At 62.4% G+C, this 11,302-nt stretch carries 13 protein-coding genes; 9 read left to right on the plus strand and 4 right to left on the minus strand.

The features are described 5' to 3' along the window. Positions 1 to 21: 21 nt before the first annotated feature. On the minus strand, positions 22 to 603 hold the full coding sequence (locus tag EBBID32_RS23040) for a MarR family winged helix-turn-helix transcriptional regulator (protein ID WP_006968099.1): 582 nt from the start codon (positions 601 to 603) through the stop codon (positions 22 to 24). A gap of 119 nt (positions 604 to 722) precedes the next feature. Next, positions 723 to 1,121, minus strand: a complete 399-nt coding sequence (locus EBBID32_RS23045) for a nuclear transport factor 2 family protein (RefSeq protein ID WP_006968103.1) — start codon at positions 1,119 to 1,121, stop codon at positions 723 to 725. Between the two features lie 124 nt (positions 1,122 to 1,245). On the opposite strand from EBBID32_RS23045, the gene EBBID32_RS23050 reads away from it, so the two are divergent. Genes EBBID32_RS23050 through EBBID32_RS23060 form a run of 3 tightly spaced genes read left to right on the plus strand, consistent with a single transcriptional unit; the run spans position 1,246 to position 2,896 of the window. Further along, positions 1,246 to 1,635 carry a nuclear transport factor 2 family protein gene (locus EBBID32_RS23050; RefSeq protein WP_006968104.1) on the plus strand — a complete coding sequence of 130 codons (390 nt, stop codon included), beginning with the start codon at positions 1,246 to 1,248 and terminating at the stop codon, positions 1,633 to 1,635. An 11-nt stretch (positions 1,636 to 1,646) separates the two neighbouring features. Further along, positions 1,647 to 2,396: an SDR family oxidoreductase gene (locus EBBID32_RS23055; RefSeq protein ID WP_006968105.1), complete on the plus strand. Its 750-nt coding sequence runs from the start codon at positions 1,647 to 1,649 to the stop codon at positions 2,394 to 2,396. Further along, positions 2,396 to 2,896 (plus strand): DUF3237 domain-containing protein, encoded by a 501-nt coding sequence (locus EBBID32_RS23060; protein ID WP_006968106.1) that lies wholly within the window; start codon positions 2,396 to 2,398, stop codon positions 2,894 to 2,896. Before EBBID32_RS23055 ends, EBBID32_RS23060 begins: the two co-directional genes overlap by 1 nt. 83 nt (positions 2,897 to 2,979) lie before the next feature. Here the strand turns inward: EBBID32_RS23060 and EBBID32_RS23065 are convergent, their stop codons facing one another. Further along, on the minus strand, positions 2,980 to 5,109 hold the full coding sequence (locus EBBID32_RS23065; protein WP_196805722.1) for an acetate--CoA ligase family protein: 2,130 nt from the start codon (positions 5,107 to 5,109) through the stop codon (positions 2,980 to 2,982). Between the two features lie 125 nt (positions 5,110 to 5,234). Beyond that, positions 5,235 to 5,678 carry a MarR family winged helix-turn-helix transcriptional regulator gene (locus EBBID32_RS23070; RefSeq protein ID WP_006968110.1) on the minus strand — a complete coding sequence of 148 codons (444 nt, stop codon included), beginning with the start codon at positions 5,676 to 5,678 and terminating at the stop codon, positions 5,235 to 5,237. Between the two features lie 124 nt (positions 5,679 to 5,802). Between EBBID32_RS23070 and EBBID32_RS23075 the strand changes: the two genes are divergently transcribed. The 6 genes from EBBID32_RS23075 (at position 5,803) to EBBID32_RS23100 (ending at position 11,118) form a co-directional block, all read left to right on the plus strand. After that, positions 5,803 to 7,221: an aldehyde dehydrogenase family protein gene (locus EBBID32_RS23075; RefSeq protein ID WP_006968111.1), complete on the plus strand. Its 1,419-nt coding sequence runs from the start codon at positions 5,803 to 5,805 to the stop codon at positions 7,219 to 7,221. 167 nt (positions 7,222 to 7,388) lie between these two features. Next, positions 7,389 to 8,132 (plus strand): DUF4198 domain-containing protein, encoded by a 744-nt coding sequence (locus EBBID32_RS23080; RefSeq protein WP_006968113.1) that lies wholly within the window; start codon positions 7,389 to 7,391, stop codon positions 8,130 to 8,132. A gap of 26 nt (positions 8,133 to 8,158) precedes the next feature. Continuing rightward, positions 8,159 to 8,539, plus strand: coding sequence for a hypothetical protein (locus tag EBBID32_RS23085; RefSeq protein ID WP_006968116.1), 381 nt, complete (start codon positions 8,159 to 8,161; stop codon positions 8,537 to 8,539). Positions 8,540 to 8,550: 11 nt separating this feature from the next. Continuing rightward, positions 8,551 to 9,279 carry a HupE/UreJ family protein gene (locus EBBID32_RS23090; protein ID WP_006968117.1) on the plus strand — a complete coding sequence of 243 codons (729 nt, stop codon included), beginning with the start codon at positions 8,551 to 8,553 and terminating at the stop codon, positions 9,277 to 9,279. Between the two features lies 1 nt (position 9,280). Further along, positions 9,281 to 9,880, plus strand: coding sequence for a hypothetical protein (locus EBBID32_RS23095; RefSeq protein ID WP_006968118.1), 600 nt, complete (start codon positions 9,281 to 9,283; stop codon positions 9,878 to 9,880). 23 nt (positions 9,881 to 9,903) lie between these two features. Further along, positions 9,904 to 11,118 (plus strand): DUF1624 domain-containing protein, encoded by a 1,215-nt coding sequence (locus EBBID32_RS23100; protein WP_081628173.1) that lies wholly within the window; start codon positions 9,904 to 9,906, stop codon positions 11,116 to 11,118. Positions 11,119 to 11,302: the final 184 nt, after the last annotated feature.

Below are 11,302 nucleotides of genomic sequence, written 5' to 3' on the forward strand. Positions count from 1 at the left end.
ACTTCGATCGAAACGAACGGATTATGGTGTCATCGTCTCGTCCGCTTCGTCCGGGCGGGTAGATTCGAGGAAGCGGCTGTTGCCGGCTTCGTCCCTGGCTTCGAGCGTGTCGACCAGCGTGTCGAGGAAATGGTTGAGCGTATCGACCTGCGCCGCTTCCAGCCCCGACACCAGATAGTCGGCGACCTTGTCGGTCTGGGGGCGCATCAACCGATAGAGGCGCTGGCCCTCATCGGTCAGAACCAGCGTTTTGCGCCGCTTGTTGCTGGCGTCGCGTTCCACCGTGATGCGGCCATGTTTTTGCAGGGCGGCAACGGCGCGGGAGACGCTCATCGGGTTCACCCCCGTCATTTCCGCCAGTTCGTGGCTGGCGGAATTGGGGAAGCGGCCGATCAGCATCAGCAGTCGAAATTCATTGAGGCTGATCTTGTAGCGATGCTCCAGATAGGTGGAGAAGGGCGCCATCAATTTATTGGCCAGCCGCAGGATGCGGTGCAGCGTATCGGACTGGCTGACTTCGTCAGCACGGGACCGAAGCGACTTGCGCGGTGCGATCGGGCTTTTGGGCGCAGGGCTGTTCGACATGGCTTTCCGATAGGACATCTGCCGGGCCTCAAGTCAAGCCGGGCATGGGGAAAGACGCGCTCGGAGTCTGTCTTGAAATGCGCCTCTGGCGCATCCGCAACCGAAATGCGCTCTTTCGCGCATTTCGAGACAAACTCTCATGCGGGAATGATCGCGCAGCCGACGCTGGTGAAGCGGCCGTTCGCGACATGATAATGGATATATTGGCGCATCTCCTGCACCTCGCCTTTCTTGATCGGGGCGAACTGGTCCAGCCCCTGTTCGCGCAATGCCTCAGCGGTCAGATCGCTGGTCGCCTCGACCCGGATGATCCCTTCCAGCGCGACCAGTTCATCGCTGGCGGCGAAGCGCTCGATCGTCAGCGTCTCGACGACATGGGCGTGGAGGAAGCTGTAGAAGCGTTTGAACGCATCGCGCGTGCCAAGGTCGACCCCGAAGAACTGGATCGTCGCGCCCGGCGCATAGAAATCGAACACTGCGTCATAGTCGCGATTGTTGAAGGCGTGCGCATAACGCTCGTAATCGGCGCGGTTCATATTGGCCTCTCCCATCTTGCAGGCAGCAAATTTTTCCCTGCCCGCTTGCCCTTATTAATAACGATCGTTATCGTAACGGCAAGGCGCGATCGAACGCCAGCGAAAAAGACGGAATGAGGATGATATGGCCCGCACCGAGCAAGAAGAGCGCAATCTAAAGCTGGTCATGGCGATGTTCGACCATGTGCTCAAACCCATGGATGCCGACGCTGTGGACCGCTATCTGGCCCCCGATTATATCCAGCATAACCAGTGGGTCGACACCGGGATGGAGCCGCTCAAAGCATTTTTGCGGCAGGTGCGTGGGCAGACCCCGGACGCGGTGCATGACATCAAGCGCTGCTTTGTCGAGGATGATCATGTCATTGTCCATTATCATGTGCGGCGGTGGCCGGACGATCCGGGCTTTGCAGTGATCGACATTTTCCGTGTCGAAAACGGGCGGATCGCTGAACATTGGGACGTGGTGCAGGACGTGCCGACCGACAGCCCCAATCCCAATTCCCCCTTTTGACGGAGCGAGACATGCGGTTCAGCGATAAGATAATATTGGTCGTCGGCGGCAATAGCGGGATTGGCCTTGCCAGTGCGCAGGCCTTTGCCGCTGAAGGCGCGATCGTGCGGTTGACGGGCCGCGATCAGGCGACGATCGACGCGGCGGTGGCGGCGATTCCTGGCGCAAAAGGCTATCGCGCGGACATTGCCGATCTGGATGCGATGGACGCGGTGATAGCCGACATTGCCGCGCAGGACGGGCGGATCGACACTTTGTTCGTCAATGCAGGCGTCGGCGGTTTCGCGTCCTTCCGCGATCTGACGCCGGATGACTGGGACCATGTCGATGGCGTCAATCTGCGCGGGTGCATATTCACAATCCAGAAGGCGCTGAAACTGATGAGCCGGGGCGGGTCGATCGTCGCGACCGGCTCGATTGGTGGCCATGCCTTCGTGCCAGGCAACACGGCCTATGCGGCAGCCAAGGGCGGACTATATGCCGCGATGAAGGTGATTGCTGGCGAGTTGGTAGGCGAGGGTATCCGGGTCAACATGGTCAGCCCCGGCCCGATCGAGACGCCGCTGCTGCATCGCAATCCGGGGATGAGCGAGGCCGATGTCGAAGCGATGCGTGAGGTCATGATCAATGCCGTACCGATGAAACGGATGGGCCGGGCGGAGGAGGTCGCGCGCGCGGTGCTGTTCCTGGCGTCGGACGAGGCGAGTTTTATCACGGCGGCAAACTTGTTTGTAGATGGCGGCACATTGGAGCTTGGATAATGGATAGGTTTTCGACGCTGGATAATCCGCGACTGGAATTTGTGATGGAGGTACGGCTGCAATTTCCGCGCATGCAGACCATCGTAAACACGCCGATGGGGGGCAGTCGCAGCGCTGTCTATGTCGATTGCGGCACGTTCGAGGGGCCAAGGCTAAAGGGCAAGGCGGTGCCGGGATCGGGCGGCGACTATGCCTATTTCCGGCCCGACGATGTCGCGGTGTTGGACGCGCGCTATATGCTGGAAGAGGAGGATGGCACGCTGATCCTGCTCAACAATCGCGGCTTCCTTTGGGGTCGCAAGCCCGACACGATGGCGAAACTGCGTGACTGGGCCTTTGGCGAAGGACAGCCAGTGGAACAGCAGGACTATTATCTGCGCGGCAATCCGACCTTTGAATGTCCGGTGGGCAAGCATGACTGGCTGACCAAACATGTGTTCATCGGCGTAGGCGAGCGGCGGGCGGACGGCAATGTGCTGCGCTATTACGCGCTGACATAATCCGCGCTGTGCTCCCGCGCAGGCGGGAGTCCAGTTCAGAGGTCAGGACTGGGTTCCCGCCTGCGCGGGAACAGCCAGTTCTTTCACAGGGAAATGAGAGCGTCGAGCGCCAGTGCGCCCTGCCCCTCCGGATAGACGATCACCGGATTGAGATCGACCTCGCGGATGGCCGGGGTGGCGGCGACCATGCGGCCGAGGCGCTGGACCACGTCGGCGACCGCGCCGATGTCCATGACCGGCGCGCCACGAAAGCCGTCGAGCAGCGGGGCCATGCGCAGCGTGCGGATGCGCGCGATGATGGCGTCGCGCGGCAGGTCGGCGGGGAGCAGGCAGACGTCGTGCAGCAGTTCTGCCGCGACGCCACCGAAGCCGACCAATATGGTCGCACCCCAGTGCGGATCGTTGCGCGCGCCGACAATGAGTTCGACACCCTTGTCCGCCATTCCTTCCACCAGCACGCCGTCCAGCACGAGGCCGGGGCGCGAGGCGGCGATATTGGCGGCAAGACGGTCCCAGCCCTCTGCCAGTTCTTCGCGGTTCTTGAGGTTGATGATGACGCCGCCCGCGTCGCTCTTGTGCGGCAAGTCGGGTGATTGAGCTTTCAGAACAACGGGATAGCCCAGCGTCTCGGCAGCGGCGATGGCTTCGTCCACGCTGTGCGCCATGGCGAAACGGGGGAAGGCAATGCCATGGTCGGCCATGATCGCCTTGGACCGATATTCGGGGATTGAATGACCGACCTGCGCGAGGTCGGCGACCGGGTCGGCGTCCAGCGGGGCCGTCGTGAAATCACGCGCGGCAGCCGCGCTGATCCGCGCCAGCGCCCGCACGGCGCGTTCGGCGGTGGGCAGATAGGTGACGCCTGCCTGACGCAGGGCGGCAAGGTCGTCGGCGAACACCGCGCCGCCTTCATCGACGCCGCCGACGATGATCGGCTTATCGGGGCGCAGGCTGGCGAGGGCGTCCAGCACGGCGGCGAATTTGATGTGGGAAGTGCCGGTGTCGGTCTGGATCAGGGTCAGCAGGATCGTAGCGATACGCGGATCATCGACCAATGCGGCGAGGGTACGGCCATAGAGGCCGGGATCGACCAGCCCCTGCGCGGTGACATCAAGCGGGTTGGTGACCGGGACGAAATCGGGCAGCGCTGCACGCAGTGCCGGGCTGTCGGCGTCGGTCAGGGTCGGCAGGTCGAGTGCCACGGCTTCGGACAGGTCGAGCATCATCGCCTTGAACGCGCCGGATTCGGCGATGACGCCGGTACCGCCCGCGCCGATCGATGCATTGCGGGTCAGCATTTCCGCGACGTCGCCCAGTTCTTCGAGCGAGTCGACCAGGATGACGCCCGCCCGTTCGACATGGACGGCCATGACCGCGTGATCGCCAGCCATCGCGCCGGTATGGGTCGCCGCGCTGGCCGCGCCCGCCGCGCTGCGGCCGGGGTGGAGCAGCACGACCTGCTTGCCTGCCGCGCGGGCGGCGCGGGCGGCGGCAAGGAAGCGGGCGGGATCGCGGACATGCTCGGCAATCATGGCGATGACGGCGGTTTCGGGTTCATCGACCAGATGGGTGAGATAATCCTCGATCCCGCTGGCCGCTTCATTGCCGGTGGAGATGTAGCAGCTCAAGGGCACGTCGCGATGGATCATCGTCGTTGCCAGCACCGCAGCCATGGCGCCCGATTGCGAGACGATGCCGACGCGCCGGTCGCCCTGCGCCTTTGCCTCCGGCATTTCGATGAAGGTCAGCGAAACATTGTCGCGGAAATTGACGAGGCCCAGGCAGTTGGGTCCTTCGACCACCATCCCGGCGTCGCGGGCGATGCGGGCGATTTCCTGCTGGTCGGCCAGACCCTGCGGGCCATCTTCGGCAAAGCCAGCCGAAAAGATCACCGCGGCGCCGACCTTGCGACGGGCCAGACCGCGCATCGTATCCAGTACGCCCACGCGAGGGATGGCGAGGACGGCAACATCGACGCCTTCGGGCAGGTCATCGACCGAGGCGACGCAGGGGCGGCCGCCAATGTCGGCGCGCCTGGGATTGACCAGATGGATGGCCCCGGCAAAACCCTGCCGCACGAGATTGGCCAGCACCGATGCGCCCAGCGCGCCAGGCTTGTCCGACGCGCCAACGATCGCGACGGAACCGGGCCGCAGTAACCGGTCGAGCGACGGCGCGGCCGTTGGCGATGCAGGCCGGTCGAGGTCGATCATGTCGGTCAAGCGTATCTCTCCCCAGAAATCAGGTCATGGGAGCGGGTCGAATCAGCCGCTCTATCATGCGGACATTGTGCGCCTGTGATACAATTTACGCAACCGCTTTTACGTATGCCCGTCCTTTAGTCCGCGCTGGCAGCGCGTGTCGCCGGGCCGAGTTTGCGGAGCAGGCCATTCAACGTGCGGACTTCCTCCGCACTCAGTCGCGCCGTCATTCTGGCGTCCGATGTACGCAGCGCATCCACCATGACCGGCACCTGCGCTTCGCCATCGGGCGTCAGCCACAGGGCGTTAGTGCGCAAATCACGGCCGGGCCGCCGTTCGACCAGGCCGCGCTCTGCCAGAATGTTGACTAGCTTCATGGCGCTGGACCGATTGATGCTGAGCGCCCGGCCCAGGGCGGTCTGGTCGCAGCCCGGATTGTCCCGGATCAGGATGAGCGCCGTCAGCTTGGCGGGCGACAGGTCATGCGCCGCCATCGCGGCGCGCGCGTCCGTGTCGATCACCAGATGTGCACGCTGGACCTGATAACCGATCAGCCCGCGAAGATCCGCCCCCTGTTTCATCGCTGCCTTTATCTCCTTGCCAAAATTGTATCACAGGCGCACAAATACATGCTACAGGCTCGCGTCGCACAAAGCGATAGCCAAAGCCGTTCCGAATCAGGACCAGCAGTCAAGGAGAGCGACAATGGATCATGAATACCGCCTTTTGATCGACGGCGAACTTGTACCGGGCGTCAGCACGTTCGATGTGGTGAACCCGGCGACGGGCGCCGCCTTTGCATCCGCGCCCAAGGCCGACGAGGCGCTGCTGGAGCGCGCCGTGGCGGCCGCCAAGCGTGCGCTGCCTGCTTGGTCGGCGCTGTCGGCCGATGAACGGGCCGCGCTGGTCAACAAGCTCGCGGACGCGCTGGAGGCGCGCATCGGAGAATTTGCCAGCCTGCTGACCGCTGAGCAGGGCAAGCCGCTGGATCAGGCCGCCTATGAGATTATGGGCAGCGTGTTCACACTGCGCGGTTTTGCCGCGATGCGGATCGAACCCAAGATATTGAAGGATGAAGGCGGCAATCGCGTCATCGAGCATCGCACCCCGCTGGGCGTGGTGGCGTCGATCACGCCATGGAATTTCCCGCTGATCCTGCTGATGAACAAGCTGGGTCCGGCACTGGTCACCGGCAACACGATGATCGCCAAGCCCGCGCCGACGACGCCGCTGACCACTTTGTTATTCGGCGAACTGGCGCAGGCGATCCTGCCGCCGGGCGTGTTCAACATCCTGTGTGACCAGAATGAGCTGGGCGCGTTGATCACGGGCCATCCCGACATTGCCAAGGTCGCCTTCACCGGATCGACCGCGACCGGCAAGAAGGTGATGGCATCGTCAGCCGGCACGGTGAAGCGGGTGACGCTGGAGCTGGGCGGCAATGACGCAGCGATCGTGATGGACGATGTCGATGCCAAGCAGGCGGCGAAGAAGGTCTATCAGGGGGCAATGACCAATGCCGGGCAGATTTGCGTCGCCATCAAGCGCGCCTATGTGCCCACCCCGATGTATGACGAATTTTGCGATGAGCTGGCCAAGCTGGCCAATGAGGCGATCGTCGATGACGGGGCCAAGCAGGGAACGACGATCGGCCCGGTGCAGAACAAGATGCAGTTCGACAAGGTCAATGCGCTGATCGAGGATGCGCGCACGCGCGGCACGGTGATGACCGGTGGCGCGCCGCTCGACCGGGCGGGCTATTTCATTGCGCCCACGATCGTGCGCGATCTGGACGATGATGCGCCGCTGGTGCGTGAAGAGCAGTTCGGCCCGGTGCTGCCGGTGCTGAAATATGACGATATCGATGATGTCATCGCCCGCGCCAATGACAGTGATTATGGGCTGGGTGGCACCGTGTGGGGCAAGGATATTGCCCGCGCTACGGCGGTCGCGATGAAGATCGACAGCGGCACCGTGTGGGTCAACCAGCATCTGGCGATCGACGCCAATATCCCGTTCCGGGGTGTGAAACAGTCCGGGCTGGGCGCAGAGCTGGGCGAAGCGGGGCTGCTGGAATATACCCAGGCGCATATCGTCAATGCGGTGGAATTTGCCGACGCCTGACATTTTACGCTGAAGGGGCGACAAAAGGGCCGGAGAAGCAGATCGCTCCTCCGGCCCTCTCTTTTTGACATTTTCGCGTCGCCTATATGACGTATTCGGAATTTTCGTTCGTGCAGTGATCATAGCCTCGACCCAGGAATTGGCCCCCTTAGTCGAGGAACTTCCCTATGCGTTTCGCTCATTTAATGACTGCTGCCGTTACTGGCGCCACCCTGATCGCCTTCACCGTCCCAGCCAGCGCTCATGGCATCTGGTTCGCCCAGCGCGCGCGCCAGACTGCGCTGGTCTATGGCGTTGGCGCGGATGATCTGGATGCGGTCAAGCGACTGCCGATGATCAAGTCCGTCGCTGGCTATGATGCCGATGGCGCGCCGGTGACGACGTCGCTGCGCGCGGCAGGCGCAATCCCTGTAGTCGATAGCGACGAGCCGGTCGCGATCGTCGCGGCGGCGATGGATTATGGCCTGTGGAGCCGGACGCCCGATGGCGAATGGCATAATAAGGGCCGTGATGAGGTGCCCACGGCCGCGCTGGCCGAGCATAATTGGAAATATGCCGTCCATTTGACGCAGATGCCGACCAAGCCGCTGCCGATGATAGCGGGACATACGCTCCAGATCGTACCCGTGGACATCGCCATTCCGCAGAAGATGGGGCAGCCGATGAAGGTTCGCGCCCTCTATCAGGGCAAGCCGATCGCGGGCGCAACCATCATGACCGATTATGTCAATGATCCCGACGAGGCGGCGGTCAAGACCGGCGCGGACGGCACCGCAACGATTACCCTGCGCAATCAGGGGCTGAATGTCCTGATGGGCATCTATGTCGGCCCGGCGGATGACAAGGCGAAGGTCGACCATGTCGAACATCGCGCGTCGCTGTCTTTCGTCCTGCCGCATCTGCCCGAATGAACTGAATTGCCAAGGAGTTTGATCCCATGAATAGCGCATTTTTCCGCACCGGCATCGCCGCCCTCTCCCTGATGGCAGCGCCCGCGATGCTGCACGCCCATGGCAGCATGAAGCCGCAGCATGGCGGGCTGGTCCAGATGTCGGGCGAGACAATGATGGAACTGGTCGCCAGTCCCAAGGGCGTCGATGTCTATCTGAGCGAAGAGGATGAGCCACTGACCGCAGCGGGCTTCACCGCCAAGCTGACCCAGACCGCCGCCGGTGCCAAGAGCGAGGCGGCCTTGAAGCCCGCAGGCGGCAACAAATTGTCCGCGCCGGGCTTCAAGACGGTGAAGGGGGCCAAGCTGGTCGTCGCGCTGGTCGACAAGAGCGGCGCCAAGATCTTCGCCACCTTCAAGGCGAAATAAGGAGCCGGACGATGCGCAGCGCGATCCACCCCCCGACCTTCTCTCCAGGCGCGCGGCGGATCGCGCTGCTGCTGGTGGCGCTGATTTTCGCGCTGCTCAGTCAAGCGGCGCTGGCCCATGGCGTCGACGAGAATGACAAAGCCTTCATCGAAGGCGCTTCGGGCGTCAACATCATTCCGTATATGTATCTGGGGGCCAAGCATATGGTCACCGGATATGACCATCTGCTGTTTCTGGCGGGCGTCATCTTCTTCCTCTACCGGATGAAGGATGTCGGCGCCTATGTGACACTGTTCGCCATTGGCCACAGCACGACGTTGCTGCTGGGCGTGATGCTCGACATTCGTGCCAACCCCTATCTGATCGACGCGATCATCGGCCTGTCGGTGGTCTATAAGGCGGTCGACAATCTGGACGGGTTCCGCAGTTGGTTTGGCATATCGCCCAATCCCAAGGCGGCGGTGCTGATCTTCGGTTTCTTCCACGGCTTTGGTCTGGCGACGAAATTGCAGGAGTTGACACTGGCCAAAGACGGAATGATATATAATCTCATCAGCTTCAACGTCGGGGTCGAGCTGGGCCAGTTCATGGCGCTGGCGATCATCCTGCTGCTGATGAACCTGTGGCGCATGAGCGGCAATTTCCAGCGCTCCGCCATCTTCGCCAATGCCGCGCTGATGACGGCAGGCTTCGTCCTGGTCGGCTTCCAGCTGGCTGGCTATTTCACGCAAGGGGCATGACATGACCACTTCCACGCTTCCCACCCGCATCACCCCGTCGCCCGCGACGCTAGCCAAGGCCACCGGCGGCGCGGCGATTGCCGCCGTGGCGATCCTGACCTTGTTCGTTCTGCCCGCCGAATATGGGATTGATCCCACCGGGGCCGGCGGCGCGCTGGGGCTGACGGGCATGGTTGCGGCAAAGCCCGATGCGCCAGAAGCAGCGGCTGCGCCGGTCGCGACCGCTCAGGCATTGCCGACCGGAGCCAGCATCGCGCGCACCGGCACGTTGCGGCAGGACGAAATGACCATCACCCTGGAACCGCATAGCGGGCAGGAGGTGAAGGCGCATATGCAGGCTGGCGACAGTTTCGTGTTCAACTGGACCACCACCGGCGGTCCGGTGAAGGTCGATATGCATGGCGAGAAGCCGAATGCGGCCGAGGGCGAATTCACCAGCTACTGGGAAGAGCGCGAACAGACCAGCGCGCAGGGCAATTTCACCGCGCCCTTTGCTGGCACCCATGGCTGGTACTGGCGCAACAAGGGCGACACGCCCGTGACCGTGACGGTAAAAACCACCGGTTTCTACAAGGATCTCTTCCAGCCCAAGGGCGCGTGAAGCAGAGGATAGAGGGACAGAGTATGAGCAGCATTGCGGGCCACGCGCCCCCCACCGCCTACAGTAGCGGCGCAGCGTCGCCGATTGCCGCAGCGAAGGCACGCACACGATTGATCGCGATCGATGCGTTGCGCGGCCTGGTCATGCTGTTCATGCTGGTCGATCATGTGCGGGAAACATTTTTCCTGTATCTGCAAGTGACCGATCCGGTCGACGCCAACACGACCGATCCGGGGCTGTTCTTCACCCGGCTGCTGTCCACCTTCTGCGCGCCGACCTTCGTGGCGCTGACCGGGCTGTCGGCCTGGCTCTATGGCCAGTCGCACAGCAAGGGGCAGGTTTCGGAATTTCTGCTGAAACGCGGGCTGTTCCTGATTTTTCTGGAGATCACCGTCGTCGGGCTTGCCTGGCCTACACAGGCCCCTGCCTTTCCGCCAACCGCAGTGTGGTTTCAGGTGATCTGGGCGATCGGCATTTCGATGGTCGCGCTGGCGGCCTTGTTGCATCTGCCGCGCAAGGCGCAGTTTGCGGTGGGGCTGGCGATCGTGTGCCTGCACAATCTGCTCGATCCCATAAAACTGACCGCAGACGAGCCGGGCTATGTCGCCTGGGCAATCCTGCACCAGCGGTCAGTGATCGAATTTGGCGGGACAGTGATCAAGACGACCTACCCCATATTGCCGTGGATCGGCGTGATCCTGCTGGGCTATGCCTGCGGACCGTGGTTTGCCAAGGGGAGCGATCCGCAGCGGCGCATCCGCCGCCTCGTCACGCTGGGGCTGGGACTGGTCCTGGGTTTCGTCGCGATCCGCTATCTCAATTTTTACGGCGACAAGCCATGGTTCGTGGCCGAAACGCCGCTGCGCACGGTGATGAGCTTTCTGGCGCTGACCAAATATCCGCCATCGCTGCTGTTCCTGATGCCGACCGTGGGCACAGGCTGCCTGCTGCTCGCCTTGTTCGAGCGTTATGAGAGCAGCAAGCTGATGCCGCATCTGGCGCTGCTGGGCGGGGCGCCGATGTTCTACTATATCCTGCATCTCTATATGCTGAAGCTGATCTACAATGTTGCGCTCGTCCTCTACGGGCCGACCAAAGGGACGGTGTTTGGCGTCGACAATCTGTCCACCGTGTGGATCTGGGTCGCGCTGTTGATCCTGCCGCTCTACTTCCCCACCCGCTGGTTCGCGCAGCTGAAACAGCGGCGCAAGGACATATGGTGGCTAAAATATCTCTGAAGGCACGAGCCTTCCGGGTCGCCGGCCGCCTCCTTCAGGGAGGCGGCCATTTCCGGGGATTTTACTAGCTTTGCTGCGAAAATGGGGCGCAGCATTTTCATGCCGTAACGACCACCGATTCACAATTTTGCGCCGTCCTGTGAGCCAAGTTTGACGGAATATTTCTAGGGCGTGGTGACGATTT

It is taken from the genome of Sphingobium indicum BiD32, assembly GCF_000382885.1.
GTDB classification, from domain to species: Bacteria; Pseudomonadota; Alphaproteobacteria; order Sphingomonadales; family Sphingomonadaceae; genus Sphingobium; species Sphingobium japonicum_C.